Source organism: Priestia sp. Y58 (assembly GCF_029522095.1).
GTDB lineage: Bacteria > Bacillota > Bacilli > Bacillales > Bacillaceae_H > Priestia > Priestia megaterium_E.
In genome coordinates this window covers 214,822-233,373 of sequence record NZ_JAKWFL010000007.1, presented here as the reverse complement: position 1 = coordinate 233,373, position 18,552 = coordinate 214,822, and the positions used below count along the sequence as shown (strand labels likewise).

Genomic DNA, 18,552 nt, shown 5'->3' with positions numbered 1-18,552 from the left:
TTCTTATTTAACGAAATTGGCTCCTATGAAAGGAAACATTTAATTATATATATGCTGTTTTTTTAGTTTTTTGGAACCGGTTCCTATTTGTTTGGGCTATATCTTTTATAGATAGCAAGAAATATAGTCACGATCGAATCAGAAATATTAGTTTTTTTCTTATTACAGTTTCATTATATTATCATCACCAAAGGGGTGTTATCATCAAGTGGAAAATGGTTACAAAGACATAGCTAGCAAAGTAGTTGAGGCAATAGGTGGAAGAGAAAATATTTCATCATTTGCTCACTGTGCAACAAGATTGCGTATTATGGTACATGATCAAACAAAAGTAAATCAAGAAGCAGTCGAAAATATAGAGAAAGTAAAAGGTGCATTTTATAATTCCGGACAATACCAAATTATTTTTGGTACAGGAACTGTTAATAAAGTATATGAAGCAGTGAATGAGTTGGGTATTAAAGGCACGTCTACATCTGAAGTAAAAGCAGAAGCTAAGAAACAAGGAAACGCTTTTCAACGAGCTATCCGAACCTTTGGTGACGTTTTCGTTCCAATTATTCCAGTTCTTGTTGCAACCGGATTATTTATGGGTTTACGTGGGGTACTAACTCAAGAAGCAGTGTTAAATTGGTTGGGTTATACACCCAATGATATCCCTGAAAACTTCATAATGTTTACACAAGTTGTTACAGATACAGCTTTTGCATTCTTACCAGCATTAATTGCATGGTCAGCCTTTAAAGTATTTGGTGGAAGCCCTGTTCTAGGAATTGTCTTGGGATTAATGTTAGTAAATCCAGCACTTCCAAACGCATATGCAGTAGGTTCAGGAGACGCACATCCTATTCACTTCTTTGGATTTATTCCAGTTGTAGGGTATCAGGGTTCTGTTTTACCAGCTTTCTTTGTAGGTCTTTTAGGGGCAAAATTAGAGCGTTGGATTCGTAAAAAAGTGCCCGATTCAATTGATTTAATACTCACGCCATTTCTAACATTATTGATCATGATTACATTAGGTCTCTTCGCTATCGGACCAGTCTTTCATTCATTAGAAAACATAATTCTAACAGGCACAAAAGCAATTTTAGATTTACCGTTTGGTTTAGCTGGTATTATTATTGGTGGCCTACAACAAGTTGTTGTAATTACTGGCGTTCATCATATATTTAATTTACTTGAAATTCAATTATTAGCTGATACAAAATTTAATCCATTCAATCCATTAATTACTAGCGCAATCGTAGCTCAAGGGGCTGCAACGCTAGCAGTTGGATTGAAATCTAAAAATAAAAAAGTGAAAGCATTAGCATTCCCATCAGCATTTTCAGCCTTTTTAGGAATTACAGAACCGGCTATATTTGGAGTAAACCTAAGGTTCTTTAAACCCTTTATAATGGGCCTTATAGGAGGAGCAGTAGGGGGATTCTTAGCCTCGATTTTTCATCTAAAAGCAACAGGAATGTCTGTTACAGCTATTCCAGGATTATTATTGTACTTGAATAATCAGATTTTTATCTATATTTTCGTTAATTTGATTGCCTTTGCTGTATCATTTATTCTGACATGGCTGTTTGGTTATAACGACAAGATGCTTAAGAATCGGTAATTATATATAAATTATAAATTGTAATTAATAAACTACAATGAATGACATTAGAAAAAGCCTTATATCTTGATCCAGTATAAGGCCTTTTTAGCAAAGCTCAATCATTGATGTTGTAGGAAAAGAGAAGATTAAAGCCCTTCTCTTTTTTATATAATTTTATTTACTTATTTTTAAAATCTGAAATATACAATCCTTCACGCTGCCACTGTTGCTCATTATGTTTTACTTTAGAAGGTATATGTTAACTTTCTCGTATGGTATATAATGACATTTCCGTCATGCAAATGACCTTCTACCGGAAAGGAGTACAAGGTTTTTTGTTATCAATTATCATCAACATCTATACTAATTGCTAAATTAACTACATTATTTATAGTAGTTTTATTTTTACTGTCTAACTTATTGCGCAAACGAAATAATATGTAGCTTTGTTGATTTTTCAATCTCCATCATTATTTCAGCCTTATTAATCAGGGTTACATGTTATTTTTCCATACCTCAATGCATCGTAAATAGCACGTCCATCGCTTGAAGTTGTTTCTGTAAATTTAATAGGCAATAGCGAGAATACAATATAATAAACAGAAAAATAGACAAACTGGTAAGAAAAGAGACTTGTTGAAAGGATGTCATCCATAACTAAACCATTTATAAGGAAAATAGAAGCTAAATTAGCAATGGCACCTCCAGCATAGACACAAGCATGGGTAAATCGGTTGTCATATTTTAGTTTTTCATATACACAAAAGGAATCCAAAAAGTAAACGGATTTTATTTTAACTTTCTTCCATTTGAAAATCGTTTTTCCTTTTCCAATGGTAAAATCCACTCTCCCTCCGAAAAAGATCGCCATGATAGAATGCCCCAATTGGTGAACAAGAGATACAAGTGGTAGTACAAGTAAGAAAGAAAACAAGAACTTAGGCATATCACTGAATCCAAACACACTTCCATCTCCTTTATTATAAAATGATTTACTAAATGGTTAGCTTATCAAGGTAGATAAATTCTATTTGATAGTGGACAGGTATGCCCCAACAGGGGATGTGTCTTTTTTAATCATATGTACACCCCTTCGTTTGGCACTTCGAAAGGACTTTAATCAACGTATAGGACCAATTGTTTTTTACTAAAGCCGTAGTTAAAGTGATTAATACCCTTTGAGCCTTTCCTATGAATAATAATACCTTAAACATTCTTCATAACAATAAACGACCCTATGTATCGTAACCAAAGTTACTAAGGTCGCTTATGTTATATTGTGATTTATTATTCTTTTCTTTTTTTTTTTATAATAAAATATTTGGTTTGTCATTAAGTTTCTAACAGAATTTCGTTATCATGATTAATTTGATCGAACAAATAAGTAATGTAAGATTCTAATTCAAATTGATCGTCTTCAACAAAACCAGCTAACACATACTTACTTTCCTCTCTCATCTTTAGTCCCTCCACTTTATATTTGTTACGTTATTTTGCATGACGGCCATGATTTTTGTTTTGGCCCATTTTTCGCAAAATGAAGCTTACAATAAGTACTAAAACGACAGATCCGATAATTGCTGGGATGATGGCAAAACCACCGATAACAGGTCCCCAACTTCCTAAAATAAGACCACCTAACCATGAACCGATAAAACCAGCGATAATATTACCAATAATCCCTCCAGGAATGTCGCGCCCTGTAATTAAACCAGCAAGCCATCCAATAATTCCACCTACAATTAGTGTCCATAGAATGCTCATACATCATTCTCTCCCTTTGAAATAGTTAGTTGACTTTACCCCCAACTAAGGACCACTAATCCTGTTACTTTTTTCCTTGCTGAATTTTTTCTTCAAATGGAATAGGGTTATATAGCTATGCTACTGCTTTATTTTATTCTTTTAGACACCTTCCAAACACCTTCCAAACAGCCAATTTGATCACTGGACTTAGCTATCCTATCTAAAAGGTAAGTGCCCCAGAATTGTGTATACAATATAGCATAGCCATAGATTATTGAGCATTCATTCAACTTATTTTTAACATAGTTTCGAATGTAAAAGTTATATAGCTATAAAGCTTTCAAGCTAATGTAATTAAACTTACAGATAAACAATTTTAATTCACTTGACAATCTCCCTGACATTACAAAAGATACGTAAAAGAAAGTTAAACAACTGGAATTTTTGAAACTAGGCAAGATCTCTATCTTACTCCCCAACCGTTATTGTATATGATTAAATCCTATTCCTTTCAGATTGTTGAACGAATTGATTTGTTTTTTTATCCATCTGGATTATATCTGTTGTTACATCTATCGCGAGCTGGATTTTTCTTGCCTCTAATGGTTTTAAGTACTTTTTTGGACGTGCCAATCACGCTGGGTTTCTTCCATATACTGCGGGGATTGTTTTCATAATCACTCTTCTTCCTAGAAATGAAACTGACCTTCAAAAATTCAATAAGATTTTAGAACCAGCACACTTAGGATTTATCGTGGTCATACCACTATTTTTATTCTTATTTTCGTTTTTCTTTGCTAAAAAAAGACCAGGAGATCGCAGTGTATGAAGGTTAAAACATTAGTTACAATCAGTGTATGTTTACTGTTAACAACAGGGTGCTGGGATCAAAATTTAATGAAAAATGCTATCCTAATACAAACTATAACTTTTGATCGGACTGATGAAGACAAATTTTTATTTGGAATTTCAATACCCGATATTTATAGCAACTCATTGACATCAGGGCAAGAGACCATAGCTAGTAATAGTCAAACTTTGTCTACAATTGCCAATACGCCTAGAGAAGGACGTATGAAATTAAATACAGAAATACCTGGTAATTTAGATGCTTCGAAAAATAAGCTTATATTATTCGGTGAACAATTTGCAAAAGGTGATATTTATCCATCTTTAGATGTAATTTTGCGTGATCCACGTAGTTCTATGAGTGCCAAATTGGCAGTAGTAAAAGGAGCAGCAGTAGATATACTCAATATTAAACCTCAATTAGAGTCGAGTATTAGCCAAAACATCTTAAATTTAATACAAAGTACTGAAACAAATACAACCATTCCTGATGAAACCATACAGACCCTCGCTTCAGAGATACTTGATCCAGGTGAAGATATTGCTCTTCCCTTATTAAAAATAGGCAATAATGGTACAACTATTGACGTGGAAGGTCTAGCATTATTTAATGACAGAAAATTAACAGGAACTCTATCCCAAGGAGAATACACACTTTTTCTTTTATTAAATAATAAGAGAGGAAAATACGCACGTTTTACAAAAAATATAAATAATAATAAGTCTAAGATGACAAATTTTATTTCTCTGAATGTTAATAATATGAAACGAAAACTAAATGTCTCTATGGACAAAGATGGAAATGTTTTTGTTAATCTAAACCTACATTTAGAATTAGCAGTAGAAGAATTTCCTATAGGAAATGTACCTAAGAAACTTAATCAACTAAATAAAGAACTATCAAAAAAATTCACTAATGAAGCAGAAGAAGTAGTCCACAAATTGCAAGAAGCTAATTGTGATGCTTTTGGGAGACTAATTGCTTTTCACCATGGGTCCTGGTTAAAAAAAGATAAAGCAAGCTATTTTAGAAACGTAAAATTTGAATCAAAAGTAGAAGTAGAAATTGTTCGGTACGGTATCGTTAAATAAAGTAATACAATCAAGAAAATAACGATGTAACACTGATATGAATATATTGTATTATCATTCACCCATTTTCTAATGCAGTAGGATTTCTTTTTTATTTTTCGATTGGACAGGTAAGCTCCCAACAGTACCTACACAGTATCTAAAGAATTGTTACTCTGTTACCTAAGCAGTATAAAGATTTTGTTACGTGGAGTATCTTATAAGAATAAAAGGCATTGGTTTAATCTTTATCATGTATTGAAAAAGTAACATAACGCTGAGTTAAAAATAAAGAACAAATAAAGAATAGCTCAAAGATGTTTATTATAGCTGTACTTGGAAGGTTAATGGGTATAGCACTTCCTACAACCATAAGAGCTACTCCAATCATCATTATACTCCATCGTGTTTTGCGGTAGAGAGAAACTCCAACAACAAGTAAAATGAATGCCATGATAATAACCATCAAAGGTGCGCCAGAGGCTCCTACAAAAGTATATCGAATAATGCCATACTCGCGTAGTATCTCCGGATTTTTATTAATCGTTTGTATAATCTCATAACTAATAAGAGCAAGTGTACTCATTAGGAAGATAATTTTGAATATAAATTTGTTAGCCCATTGAAGGCTAGATTGTTTAGCTACTCCATAAGCAAAAAGTAAAAGAGTAGGCGTGAATAAAGCATGGAACCAAAAGCGAAACATACTAAGAAGAAGGAGTACATTACCTTCCCCAATAAATGATCCCAGAGAAATAATGATATTATCGTAAATCAAACCAACTATTACAAGAGGTAGAAATACCATATAAAAGGATACATTTCTTTTTTTAATAAGCTTTATGTTTAAAATCAGCAACGTTAAATAGCAAATACTAAACAGAAAATAGAGTATTGTATCAATCACTTTTTTCCCCCTTAATTATTTAAACGAACACTTAGAGCTCAGTCTCATAATTTATTTTGATGTCATATTCAACCATTGATTTTATTCATCGAGTAATCGGCAACTCTTCCACTCATCGCGCGTACTATTTTTCACTTTTACCTTTTGAATTGGAATGTTTTTTGCTCTTAAGGCTTTGATTAAAAGATCTATTGAACTCATAAAAGTCACCCTTCAACAAAATTTTCTTATAAAAAACCGTTAATTAGTTAATATTTTCTTTTAGCCATGTTGAAGTAACACTAACCATTTCGTCCTGTTGTTTCTTTACAGATATAGATGGTTTAGAGTCACCCTTCTGTGCTCCATAAATGCCAAATTGACCATGGTTACCACCTTTTATTTCATGCATGGTTGTTTTTTGGGATAATAAGTGCTTTGTATCTTCAATTTTTTCTACAGTTGATAAACCATCTTTTTCACCATAAATTGAAAGTATAGGAAGGTTCTTATTTGAGAAATCAGTTCCTTCATCTGGATAAGAACCTAAAAAGAACACACCATCAATTTCTTTAGGGTGATTATAAGCAAACTTAGATGCAGTAACTCCTCCTAATGAATGACCACCTACGACCCATTTTTGGATAGAGGGGTGGGTATTTATTATCTCCTGTGCTTTGTTAGAGTCAAATAATGCAAAGTTAAAGTTCACATTAGGTATAGCCACTAAATAACCTTGCTTTGCTAATTGTTTACCGAAGTAGCTGTACGCTTCCGGTTCTACTTTTGCCCCAGGATACAAAATAATTCCCACTTGATTATTATTTTTTGAGTTGAAAATAACCCAATCTTTTTCATACTTAATGTCCTTTTTATTCATGAGTGTATAAAGCTTTTGAGATGGTTCATACGTTTGTTGTGACCATGTAAAGAAACCAAGAAAACTTACCATGATTATTGCAACGAGACCAATGAAAAAATAAGTCACTTTTTTATTCATAGATGTATCCCCTTTCTTACTCCGCTGAATTTTTACAATTGATTATCTTTGTTATTAATGTCTTTCTATCGACTTAGTTAAGTATAACTTAACCCTTTATAGAGGCTAATTAGCATTCTTTAATTAATTATATATACTGGAAGGTTAATTAATCAACTAGTTTAATCATGGAAATATATTGAATTAAAATGAGGGAAGATGAAAATTTTAGCAAAATCCTTTTATCCGGATGTACTTGTGTTAGTCTAATAAAAGCCAAATAGAAAAGAGTGATTAACTTGGAAGAAATAAAGGAGCAAGAAATCGATTTTGATAAAGTTTATGACTATGCTGAATTTCCGGATAAGGTTAGTGGCCGGTGCGATAACTGCAACTCAGCTTGCTTCAAAAGCTCTGTAAAAAGTGGCGTTTTCTTACGAGAATGTCACGATTATGGAATGAAAAAGAGTATTTAGGTGGTCTTTAGACTATAAAAGAAAGCAGGACTTGAATCGCAGTTGTATTTATTTGTTGCATGATTTTGGTAGGGTTTTTTATTATTTATGCGGGATGGAAACGTCCATATGATGAAAGATGAAATTAGTTCGCCTCTTGACATATGGATACTTGAACTCGTCTTTGTTATCATTGAAAAACTATTTAAGATTTCAGCAGAAAAACGTATGCGGGTCTCATTCATGGTTTTTGGGACTGTTTGGTCCCTGCTATTCCTTGTAATATTAATTACATACGCATATTAGAATAAAAAAGAAGTTAAGGGGTAACTTCTTTTTTATTTTGAAGGAAGAATGGAGTCCATTCTTCCTTTTTCTATGAGGGATTTTTTGTACTATTTCATAGAAAGTAGCCCTTTTGTGCAACTATAAGTACAAGATTAAAAAATAAATTTTACTGTTCCTTTAAATTTTCCTTCACCTGTATGCTAATTTTAGTAAGGTATTCTTCTTCGTTAATAGTTTTCATTGAATCGTACAAGTACTCTTCATACGCGTCACCTACAATAGAATAGCCTTCTGTCTTAATAAAATTAGTTAGATAGAGGTAGGAAGACACAATATTTTTATAAGGTCCTTGATGATAATAAATGGCATAAAGACCTTCTGGCCTGGATTGTCTTGTATCCAACTCACTATAAGAAAATAAATAATCAACCCTGTCAAACCTCTCTTGAATTAGGGTATCTTTTGTTAGTAAAGATCCAATAGGAACGGGAACTTGCAAACCTATCTGTTTTCCAAAATGATTATATTGCTGTGACCATTCTTCTACAGTATTCATGCCCTCATTTGAAGTTTCATTACTTAGAAGAATGTACTTTTTCTCAGTTTTTTGGACATAAACTTTTTCAAATTCGACACCTTTTAGTTCCTCTTCCGTTGAAATAATCTGCTTAAAGAAACGTTGAATTTGAAGCAGTTTTTCAATTTCTTTTTCTACTATAACGGTTTGCTGATTTGCCATTTGAATAAATTTATGGGTGTTTTGGGAACTAAGGTATTCTTTTAACTCTTCAATTGACACACCCATTTTCCGAAGAGACTGGAGTGTAGAGAATGATTTGATTTGATCATAGGTATAATAGCGATAACCATTTGAAAGTTTACCTGCAGGTTTGAAAAGATTAATTTTATCATAATAAAATAATGTATCTTTTTTCACTCCCACGTAGCTAGCAAATTCCCCTGTAGTTAAAGTTTTAGTATTTTTTCTCTCCAAGTTAAAAACTCCTCTTGACTATAGACTAACTCCATACTTCATACTATCATAAGCAAACGCTTTATCATATGGCACGGAAAGTACGTCGAGCTATATAAGTTTTTGCATAGCAAATTATATAAACGGAGGTTTACATATGAGTAAGACAAGAAGAAGTACGCTGTATCTCTTACTTATAAACATATTTATTGTTTTCTTAGGAATTGGCTTAGTAATACCTGTATTACCGAGCATTATGAATGAATTAAGCATTAGTGGTACAACAGTTGGCTACTTAACAGCAGTATTTGCCTTAACACAATTAATTATTTCACCATTTGCAGGGAAAGCAGCTGATAAATTCGGTCGTAAAATCATGATAGTAATAGGGTTATTTATTTTCAGTGTATCAGAATTATTATTTGGAATGGGGAAAACAATTGAGTTATTATTCATATCGCGGATTTTAGGTGGTGTCAGTGGCGCTTGTATTATGCCTGCTGTGACAGCTTTTATTGCAGATATAACAACATTGGAAACACGTCCAAAGATGCTAGGATATATGTCGGCAGCTATTACCACTGGGCTAATTATCGGGCCAGGCGTCGGTGGCTTCTTAGCTGAGATTGGCACGCGAGTACCCTTTTACTCAGCTTCAGTTCTTGGATTTGTTGCTGCAATCTTATCTGTTATGCTTTTAAAAGAACCAGTGTCTTCTCAAGAGGAAGTAGAAGTTGAGCGACTAATAGAGAAGAAGCGTGGCTTGAAAAAGATATTCATGCCTATGTTCTTTATTGCTTTTGTAGTCATTTTTGTATCGACATTTGGGTTAACAGCATTTGAGTCATTCTTTAGTTTATACGTTGATCATAAGTTCGCGTTTAGTCCATTGGACATTGCTATTTCAATCACAGGCGGTGCCATTATAGGTGCAATATTTCAGGTTGTATTATTCGAACCGTTAGTAAAGCATCTGGGTGAAATTAATATGGTTCGTTGGTCATTGGTATTATCTGCGATTTTAGTTTTTACAATGACATTAGTGAGCTCGTACTGGACGGTTATGATAGTCACCTTTACCGTATTTATAGGTGCGGATCTCATTCGCCCAGCCGTAACAATGTACTTATCACGCATCGCGGGCAACGAACAAGGTTTTGTTGGAGGAATGAACTCTTTTTTCACTTCCCTAGCCAACGTATTTAGCCCCATCTTAGGTGGCATTTTATTTGATATTAATATTAATTATCCCTACTATTTCAGTACGGTTGTCATTATCATTGGTTTAGCCATCACTATACTATGGAAAAAACCTAAAACTGAAGAGTTAAACCTATCTAAAAAGAGTAACTAAGATGCTCCATTATAGATATGAAGCCATTCACCCTCATATTGAAAAAATAGAGCTCCCAGTCTGCATTGGTCAAGATATCTATGGAAACCCCGTGTCATGGGATTTTGCCAATTTAGAAACCCTATTGATATCGGGCGAAATTGGAGCCGGAAAAAGTTCTATGTTAACTAAACAAGTATAGAAATATATAGCTATAAGACAGAACAACCTACTGCTCCTGTACAGTAGATTGTTCTGTTGGACAATATGGTTTTAGTAGCAGATACCTCACAGCGTCTTGGGTAGTTTGCACAATTTAAAATTTCGAATACTAAAGAGCGTATTGCTTTTATAGTTTACATAAGATAAATTAACGGCATCCACCACAAAAAAAGAACCCTTGTCGCAGAACGGGAGTCAGTCCCCCCGGTTCCACCGAGGGTTCTTTTTACGGAGTATGCAGCTTTTTATACACCCTTGATTTCTTAATGTTTTTTTAAGTGCATTAGCAAAATATATGAATAAAGTAATTTTCGACCTACATTTAAAGTTACTTATATATAAGGAATTGTTACAATTTCATAGGCAACGAACGCATTGAAGACATAAATTTCTATGGCAATCAGTTAGGTTACTTCAAGTCGCGTCAAATAGAAGGCTTACGTTGTCTTCAACAGGAGCATAAGGCTCCGATAATAATAAATTAGTTACTATATTTTTTTCTTTCGAACGTTTAATGCACAGTAAAAAATCCGCGGATAAACCCACGGATTTTTTTTACAATTCTTTTTCTAAGCAGTTCACTTGATTATGATGCAGCGGCTTAGTGGCATACTGTGTAAAACCAAGGCGCTCCCAAAACAGCTTGGCTCTAGGGTTTTGAGACAGAACGCCAAGGCGAAGAACGGAAACTCCTTCTTCTTTTAGCTTGTCTTCAAATGCTAGATACGCCTGCGTTCCGAAACTAAAATTGTGATAAGCGCTATGAATGATAAAAGCTCCGATCCATGGATGGTCATCGTTAGGATTCTGTTTCATGTAATCGATAACCCCTACGTATGTATCGTCGGCTTTTATAAAGTAACTGTCCGTTTTTTCATTCATATATTCTTTAAAAAGCTCTTCTTCACTCCGCTCTTTTTTGCCGTTCTCTAACACATTATAGGCTTCGTTTGAATTAATAACCTCTGAAACAATATACATGGTGTCAGCTGTAATGGGTTCAAATGAAATCATATGTCTTCCCTTCTTTCTCTGTAAAGTAGCTGTATATCGTTGCTTTGTCAATTTTACCATTTTTCATTCGCGGAAAGGACTTTAAAATTCTCCATACGCGCGGGATTTTATAAGCAGATACTCGTTTTGTCAGCGCTTGTCTCACATCAGAAAGAGAAATGTTCTCTAAAACAATTGCTGCACCTACGACTTCTGAACGTTCAGTATCTACTACGCTAAAAACGGCTGCTTCGCTAACGCCCGGTATTTGTAAAAGCAACTCTTCGATTTCTTCAGCATACACTAAGCTCCCGCTGCTTTTAATCACGTTTTTGTCTCTTCCTACTATGGTAATGCTTCCGTCTTGAAGCTGAACCGCAATATCGTGCGACGTAACATATCCATTAAAAAATGAGCGGTTCGTTTCTTCGCTGTCATTAACAAACCCTTCAAATGCTTGAGATGTTTTCACAAACAGTGTTCCTTTGTTTCCTTTTTCTACTTCTTTTCCACGTTCGTTCAGGATTAAAACGTCTACACTGTTAACAGGATAGCCTACCGTATTAGGCATCGTTTCAGCTGTATGTGGTGAAAGCACCGTAACAAATCCCATTTCGGAAGATCCGTAATATTCATAAAGAGAGGCAACAGGAAACGCTTGTGAAAATTTCTTTCGAACGGAAGGCGATAATTTATTGCCTACTGAAATCACGGTCTTTGGCATAAGTCGTTTCTCTTTCGGTCTGCTTTGTACGTAACGAAGCAAAGGAGAAATTAATGCTGGTGTAACAGACATGCAGCTAGCTTCCTTCTTAAAAACAGCAGAAGGTGTAAACGCTTCTAAAATAACAGCGTGCATGCCGCTGCAAAGCGCATGTAAAACTGGGTAAAGCTGCGCGGAATACGAGATATGTAAAGGAACAAGCACTTTGTCGTGTTGCTTTAAAGAAAATATGTCTGACCATTCTTGAAACGATGAAGACCAAGAATGATGCGATTTTACAAACCCTTTAGGCCTTCCTGTTGACCCGGAGGTAAATCCAAATAAAAATAGATCGGACAGTGCATTCCCTTGCCTTACGGGCAGCAGAGGTCTTTCTTTTGTTATGTTAGTTAAAGAAGAAGTTTCCCATAGCCAATTCGGAGATTGAATCGAAAAATAAGTATCGATTTCAGCGTCTGTTAACTCATTGTGTAAAAGCATCACCACTCCGCCGGCTTTTAAAATCGCTAAAAACGACACAATAGCTTCTACATTGTTTGGCATGCTTAACGCAACGAGCTCTCCTTCTTTCATCCCTTTTTCTTGCAGCTGTTTTTCAGCTTTGCATACACAATCCCACATTTGACTGTAGCTTAGCTTACTAATAGAATCCGATAGTGCCAGTCCATCAGGCGTTTGTTGGCACTGATTAAAAATTAGTTCTTCAATTCGTTTCATTACTTCGTAAACTCCCTTTTTATTTTACTTTTAGTGTACCGTAAATGTAGATTTGAGAAAAGAAAAATGTAAACTTATAAAAATATAAAGTTGACTAATTTAAGTTTAATAAGATAAGATAATCATGTTTTATCATACATAAAGGAGGTTTACGATGAAAACAAAAGATATGACATACGTTGCTTTATTTACGGCTGTAATGGGAGCGCTAGGGCTTGTTCCTCCTATTTTCCTATCATTTACTCCCGTTCCTATTACTCTTCAAACGATGGGAGTTATGCTGGCAGGAGGTATTCTTGGGGCTAGGTTAGGCGCATTAAGCCAATTTATTTTTTTATGTTTAGTAGCTGTAGGAGTCCCTTTGCTTTCTGGAGGGCGCGGTGGTATGAGCGTATTTTTTAGTCCAAGTGCTGGCTATTTAATCAGCTATATATTTGCAGCTTTCTTTATAGGATGGACACTATCCAAGTTGAAAAACCTTACGTTTACAAAGGTATTCATAACAAATGTCCTGTTTGGAATTTTGCTAGTTTACGCTTTTGGCATTCCTGTACAAGCGATGCTGCTTCACATACCGTTCTGGAAATCTCTTCAATTAAGTTTAGTCTATATTCCCGGTGACTGCATAAAAGCAATCATAGCAGCTTATTTAATTACAAAAGTCCGAAAAGTAGTAACCGTAACTGGTCGTTCCAATACGGCTTCTATGTAAGGAAGTGATGACTATCTACCAGGCAGCAGTTGTAAAAGCGAAGCGTACAGTGATTGGAAAAGAAAACGGCGCACTTAAAAACTTTCACGTTCAAGAGCTAGCAGCTCCTTTATTAAAACACCTTAGCGCTGGAATTGAACATGAAATTGATGACGTTATTTTAGGGAATGTTGTAGGTCCAGGAGGAAACGTAGCTAGGCTATCCGCTTTAGAAGCAGACCTCCCTTTTTCTATCCCGGGAATGACCATTGATCGTCAGTGCGGAGCTGGCTTAGAAGCGATTCGAATGGCCAGCTATTTAATAAAAGCAGGCGCTGGAACGTGTTATTTAGCTGGAGGCGTTGAAAGTACAAGTACTTCTCCTTTTGAAAAAAGAGCACGTTTTTCTCCTGATAAAATTGGTGACCCTGACATGGGGATCGCAGCAGAAAACGTAGCTCAGCGATACAATATATCTAAAGATCAGCAGGACAGATATGCTCTTTTAAGTCATGAAAGAAGCTGGGAGGCTTTTGAGAAAGAATTATTTGAAGAAGAAACGCTTCCTCTTCCAAACGTGATGCACGACGAAGCATTTATGAAAAAACGAAACCTAACAAAACTGCTGCAAAAAGCCAGCCCCGTCTTTTTAAAAAATGAAGGCACCGTCACCGCAGCCAACAGCTGTGGAATTAACGACGGAGCCTGCATTGCGCTTGTGATGGAAGAGCAAAAAGCACGCGCTTTAGGCTTTCAGCCCGTTTTGCGTTTTATTGACGCTGATATTTCAGGAGTGTCACCTCTTTACCCTGCTATTGCGCCCGTTTCTGCGATTAAAAATGTCTTGAAGCGAAATTCTCTTACGGTAGATGATATTGACTTATTTGAAATCAATGAAGCCTTTGCCGTTAAAGTTGTTGCTTGTATGCAAGAACTGGGGATATCAGAAGAAAAAGTAAATATTCGCGGAGGAGCGTTGACGCTAGGACACCCTTACGGAGCATCGGGAGCTATTTTAGCTACGCGTCTTTTTTATGAAAGCAAGCGCCGTGACGTGCGATATGTCATAGCGTCTTTAGGAAGCGGAGGCGGAATAGGAACAGCGGTATTATTTGAAGTAATCAAATAATACCGCTGTTTTTATCTTTTTCTTATCACGTTGTGTTGTATTAAATATTGCTCAATATCTTTAAATGTCTCAACCGGAACAAATGAAACGTTTTGTTCGCGCAGTAAATCTTGCAAAGAATCTTTTGCAAATGTGACGTCTGCATATTTTGCCGGATGCGAATCCGGCTCGCTGTCCCCAGCAAAATAAATCGTTTCGTATGTCTCTTTTAGTTCTTTAATAACAGCCGATTTATCAATGCCGTAGCGTTCTGAATGCCATCTGTGAGCAGGGTCTAGATGCAAGTGAACGTTGTTTTGATGGAAATAGCCTTCATTCGAATAAACTTCCACTTTTTCAACACCGTATTTATCTAAAATCGGTTTAATATAGTACGTTGTTCCAGCGCTTAAAATATAAAAATCTCCGTCGTTTTCCTGAACAGCTTTAATAAAAGCGGGCACGTATTCATCAATTGGAATATTCGCTACTTCTTCTAAAATTTTCGGTTCTTCTTGGTGAATGGATTGAAAAACAGTAGATAAAAAATCAATATCTTTCATTTCTCCTGCTTTCCATCGGTGGAAAAGTTCTTCACCTTCTGGAAAATACTTTTCAATCACAATCCGGTAAAAATCTTTTTTTGAAATTGTTCCATCAAAATCTGATACAAACGCCCATTTTTTCATTCCTTACACGTCCTTTGCTACATACTAAGCAGTTCTCGAAGCTCTTCTTCTGTCAAGCTAGAAAGCATTGTTTCTCCCGGCTGAATAACCTGTTCGATGAGTTCTTTTTTCTTTTGCTGCAAGCCGTAAATTTTTTCTTCGATGGTTCCTTGAGAAATAAGCTTGATGACCTGCACCACATTTTTTTGTCCAATGCGGTGTGCACGTCCTGCCGCTTGTTCTTCAATCGCCGGGTTCCACCATAAGTCATATAAAATAACCGTATCGGCTCCCGTTAAATTTAAACCCGTGCCTCCGGCTTTTAATGAAATTAAGAAAATGTCTTGTTCTCCATTATTAAACCGATCCGCCATTTCCACTCGTTCTTTTGATGGCGTTTGACCGTCTAAATAAAAGTATGAGAGATTTTCTTTTTGAAGCTCTTCTCGAATAATGTGAAGCATGCTTGTAAACTGAGAAAAGATTAACAAACGTTTTCCATTGGCAACCGCATTTCTTGTAATCTCAAGCAGCTGCTCTAATTTGCTTGAATCCCCTTCGTAATTTTCAACGAATAAAGACGGATGACAGCAAATCTGGCGAAGTCTTGTTAATCCCGCCAAGATCTTCATTCGGTTTTTGTTAAAATCTTCACCGGCTAAAGATGATTTTAATTGCTCTAAATAGCCTACATATAACTCTTTTTGTTCTTTAGTCAGCTCAGATAAATGAGTTGTTTCAATTTTATCAGGCAGTTCTTTTAACACATCCTTTTTTACTCGTCGCAGTAAAAATGGTCTTACAATTCGGCCGACCTGCTCCGATGACATGTTTTTAAACTGGCGAAGCCCTGGAAATAAGCCAGGAAGAATGGTCTGGAAAATTGACCAAAGCTCATCAAGTGAGTTTTCAATAGGCGTACCGCTAAGCGCAAAACGTTTTTTAGCTGAAATAGTCCTAACAGCTACTGCTGTCTTCGTTGTATGATTTTTAATACTTTGAGCCTCATCTAGAATTAAAGCATGAAAATGAAGATGCTGATACAAATCGATATCTTGACGCAGCGTTGGGTAAGATGTAATCCATACGTCAGCTGTGCGTTTTAGCTTCTCCTCACGCTCGCTCGGCGTTCCTGTAATGGTTTGAACCGTTAAATTCGGTGCGAATTTCTCCAATTCGTTGCGCCAGTTATAAATCAAGGAAGCCGGCACAACAATTAAAAAGGCACTGCTGTCTTCATCAAGCTCTTTTTCAGATAAGATATAGGCAATGCTTTGAAGCGTTTTTCCAAGCCCCATATCATCAGCCAGTACGCCTCCTAAAGAGTAGTGAGACAGAGATTTAAACCACTTAAATCCATTACGCTGATAATCACGCAGGGATGCCTGTAAGGATTCCGGTACTTCCCAATCCATCTCCTCTGGAGATTTGAGCTGTGTAAGTAATGTTTTAAATGCTGAGCCAAACTTAGCCGCTGATTTATCACCTGCACTCATAATTTCTTCCACTTGCATTCCTCTGTATAAAGGTACTTGCAATGAGTTATCCTTTAAATCTTTTTCCGTTACGTTCAGCTCACGAAACAGATTTTGAATATGTTCAAAGCCCTCATTTTCAAGAGGGATAAACGCACCGTTATCTAGACGATGATAGCTTTTCTTTTCTAAAACAGATTTTAAAACATCTTGAACGGTCTGATGATCAATGCCTCCTAAGTCAAAATTGATCTCTAATAACCCATTACTGTTTTTGATGTCAACCGTTGTTACCGGATCCGAAAAATCCGTATAGGCATAGTCTTTCATCTCATCCGTAATATACACATCTGCTATTTCATCAAGCTTTGGAACAATATGAAACAAAAATTCATATAGAGAGTATTCGTCTTGATTTAAATACAGCTGGTTTTTATAAATGTTTAAAGGAGCTGTTTCAATTAAGTCCATGACGCGATCTTCTTTTTCTAAATCTCGTATTAAGATTTTATCGTACTTTTCAGGTTGAGGTGAAAATGGATTAATTGAAATCTCTCCGTAATTGTACCGAAGCGTCACAAACAGCTGTTCATCCTCACGGTCAATAAATACTTTTGCTTTTAGTTCAGGTGCAATAATCTGATGAGATACTTCCTTTGCGATATCTACTTTCCCCACTTTTTTTAGTCCTGGAACGACGTGAGATAAAAAATTGCCCATCTGCTCTTCTGCTATAGGTACGACTGGCTTTAAAGGCGCCGTTTTTCGAAGTCCTTCAAGAAGCATTCGCTGATCTTGAGATAGCTCATAAAACGTCCCGTTTAAAAATAACCATCCATATCGATCAAAAAATGAAGCTTGATGAAGTTCCGTAAAGTCTAGCTCAAATCCAGCTGCCGAATGCTTATTTATTTGAAATGAAAAAGGAGCTGAGCTTTCAGCAAAGATAATATTTTCATATGAGTGCCCGTCATGAATAAATGTAAAGTTCCGATCTTTAAGCAATTGAAATAACTTTTTGGCTATGATGGAGGGAATGATTAGTTCTCTGTTATTTGCAGACGAACGATACATGGAATAAGAATTTTTATAAAATGATTCATTTGTCATAATATCCATCAGCAGCTCAATGATTTTTCTATCTTCTTCTATAAAAAAATGTTCCGCCGGGTCATATTCGAAGCGCTTGGTAAATTCATGAGTTTGGAATTCTTTAACGTCTGTTAAAAATTCTTGAATGTTTTTTACTACATACGTCCGGTCGACGCCCACTTTCATTTCAAGCGCTACGTACATTCCTTCTGAACGTAAAAATTCTTCTGAGTAAGACTTGCAAATAAATTCTACTTTCAACGGATCTTTATCGGCATATTTTCTATGGTCACTTATGGTTTGCTGATAGCTCGAAAATAAGTCGATAAAATGATTTACATTTTCGTATTCTTTGCTTTGGCGAAAAGGCTTTGTTTTAATTGGCTGGGGCTTTGCGCGCTCATCGCAAATGGTTAATAAAACAGCTACTTCGTGTTTGCATTCTGAAAACTCGTGATAAGCAGGACAATCGCAGAAAGAATAAAAAGAATTTCCTTTTTGTTCAACCATTACCGTATACATTTCTGCACCTCGAACAGATGCTGTCCACGTAGTGGTCTGTTCATTGTATTCCAAATCAAGCACACGCCCCTGCTTGTAATACGTGTGTCCTCTATAGTACGTTCTGCTTGAGTACGAATCTTTTAATTGTTCTTTGTTTAATGTTTTATTTATCATCGCTTCACAATCT

The 18,552-nt window shown here is 35.7% G+C and carries 17 protein-coding genes; 7 read left to right on the top strand and 10 right to left on the bottom strand.

Annotated features, from left to right (window positions below; translation table 11 throughout):
• The first annotated feature begins 208 nt into the window (after positions 1-208).
• Entirely contained in the window at positions 209-1,609 is a 1,401-nt protein-coding gene (locus MMB68_RS21120; protein WP_075419223.1) for a sucrose-specific PTS transporter subunit IIBC, read from the top strand.
• Positions 1,610-2,075: 466 nt separating this feature from the next.
• On the opposite strand, the gene MMB68_RS21115 is transcribed toward MMB68_RS21120, so the two are convergent.
• The 3 genes from MMB68_RS21115 to MMB68_RS21105 form a co-directional block, all read right to left on the bottom strand.
• Positions 2,076-2,555: a site-2 protease family protein gene (locus tag MMB68_RS21115; protein ID WP_221785098.1), complete on the bottom strand. Its 480-nt coding sequence runs from the start codon at positions 2,553-2,555 to the stop codon at positions 2,076-2,078.
• 368 nt (positions 2,556-2,923) lie between these two features.
• Positions 2,924-3,049, bottom strand: a complete 126-nt coding sequence (locus MMB68_RS21110; protein WP_260506831.1) for a hypothetical protein — start codon at positions 3,047-3,049, stop codon at positions 2,924-2,926.
• 30 nt (positions 3,050-3,079) lie between these two features.
• Positions 3,080-3,355: a GlsB/YeaQ/YmgE family stress response membrane protein gene (locus tag MMB68_RS21105; protein ID WP_221785097.1), complete on the bottom strand. Its 276-nt coding sequence runs from the start codon at positions 3,353-3,355 to the stop codon at positions 3,080-3,082.
• Between the two features lie 807 nt (positions 3,356-4,162).
• Here MMB68_RS21105 and MMB68_RS21100 point away from each other — a divergent pair.
• Entirely contained in the window at positions 4,163-5,278 is a 1,116-nt protein-coding gene (locus tag MMB68_RS21100; protein WP_277447785.1) for a Ger(x)C family spore germination protein, read from the top strand.
• A gap of 220 nt (positions 5,279-5,498) precedes the next feature.
• Here the strand turns inward: MMB68_RS21100 and MMB68_RS21095 are convergent, their stop codons facing one another.
• Together MMB68_RS21095 and MMB68_RS21090 are read right to left on the bottom strand one after the other, a co-directional pair.
• Positions 5,499-6,164 (bottom strand): hypothetical protein, encoded by a 666-nt coding sequence (locus MMB68_RS21095; RefSeq protein ID WP_277549306.1) that lies wholly within the window; start codon positions 6,162-6,164, stop codon positions 5,499-5,501.
• A 244-nt stretch (positions 6,165-6,408) separates the two neighbouring features.
• Positions 6,409-7,143: an alpha/beta hydrolase gene (locus MMB68_RS21090; RefSeq protein ID WP_221785094.1), complete on the bottom strand. Its 735-nt coding sequence runs from the start codon at positions 7,141-7,143 to the stop codon at positions 6,409-6,411.
• Positions 7,144-7,421: 278 nt separating this feature from the next.
• Between MMB68_RS21090 and MMB68_RS27495 the strand changes: the two genes are divergently transcribed.
• Positions 7,422-7,598: a DUF8096 family protein gene (locus MMB68_RS27495; RefSeq protein ID WP_481861870.1), complete on the top strand. Its 177-nt coding sequence runs from the start codon at positions 7,422-7,424 to the stop codon at positions 7,596-7,598.
• 433 nt (positions 7,599-8,031) lie between these two features.
• On the opposite strand, the gene MMB68_RS21085 is transcribed toward MMB68_RS27495, so the two are convergent.
• Positions 8,032-8,859 carry a MerR family transcriptional regulator gene (locus MMB68_RS21085; RefSeq protein ID WP_221785093.1) on the bottom strand — a complete coding sequence of 276 codons (828 nt, stop codon included), beginning with the start codon at positions 8,857-8,859 and terminating at the stop codon, positions 8,032-8,034.
• Positions 8,860-8,995: 136 nt separating this feature from the next.
• On the opposite strand from MMB68_RS21085, the gene norA reads away from it, so the two are divergent.
• Both norA and MMB68_RS21075 read left to right on the top strand, forming a co-directional pair.
• Entirely contained in the window at positions 8,996-10,192 is a 1,197-nt protein-coding gene (gene norA / locus MMB68_RS21080; protein ID WP_221785092.1) for a multidrug efflux MFS transporter NorA, read from the top strand.
• Position 10,193: 1 nt separating this feature from the next.
• Positions 10,194-10,373 (top strand): hypothetical protein, encoded by a 180-nt coding sequence (locus MMB68_RS21075; protein ID WP_260506828.1) that lies wholly within the window; start codon positions 10,194-10,196, stop codon positions 10,371-10,373.
• Between the two features lie 575 nt (positions 10,374-10,948).
• On the opposite strand, the gene MMB68_RS21070 is transcribed toward MMB68_RS21075, so the two are convergent.
• Complete coding sequence (locus tag MMB68_RS21070) at positions 10,949-11,407, bottom strand: GNAT family N-acetyltransferase (protein WP_221813280.1); 459 nt, start codon at positions 11,405-11,407, stop codon at positions 10,949-10,951.
• Positions 11,394-12,827, bottom strand: a complete 1,434-nt coding sequence (locus tag MMB68_RS21065) for a class I adenylate-forming enzyme family protein (RefSeq protein WP_221785090.1) — start codon at positions 12,825-12,827, stop codon at positions 11,394-11,396. Before MMB68_RS21065 ends, MMB68_RS21070 begins: the two co-directional genes overlap by 14 nt.
• A gap of 154 nt (positions 12,828-12,981) precedes the next feature.
• Between MMB68_RS21065 and MMB68_RS21060 the strand changes: the two genes are divergently transcribed.
• Together MMB68_RS21060 and MMB68_RS21055 are read left to right on the top strand one after the other, a co-directional pair.
• Positions 12,982-13,539, top strand: a complete 558-nt coding sequence (locus MMB68_RS21060; protein WP_045294461.1) for a biotin transporter BioY — start codon at positions 12,982-12,984, stop codon at positions 13,537-13,539.
• A 13-nt stretch (positions 13,540-13,552) separates the two neighbouring features.
• Positions 13,553-14,647, top strand: coding sequence for an acetyl-CoA C-acyltransferase (locus MMB68_RS21055; protein WP_277549311.1), 1,095 nt, complete (start codon positions 13,553-13,555; stop codon positions 14,645-14,647).
• Between the two features lie 11 nt (positions 14,648-14,658).
• Here the strand turns inward: MMB68_RS21055 and MMB68_RS21050 are convergent, their stop codons facing one another.
• A complete protein-coding gene (locus MMB68_RS21050; RefSeq protein WP_221785088.1) occupies positions 14,659-15,315 on the bottom strand; it encodes an MtnX-like HAD-IB family phosphatase in 657 nt (218 codons plus the stop codon).
• Between the two features lie 17 nt (positions 15,316-15,332).
• Complete coding sequence (locus MMB68_RS21045) at positions 15,333-18,539, bottom strand: DEAD/DEAH box helicase (RefSeq protein ID WP_221785087.1); 3,207 nt, start codon at positions 18,537-18,539, stop codon at positions 15,333-15,335.
• Between the last annotated feature and the right edge of the window lie 13 nt (positions 18,540-18,552).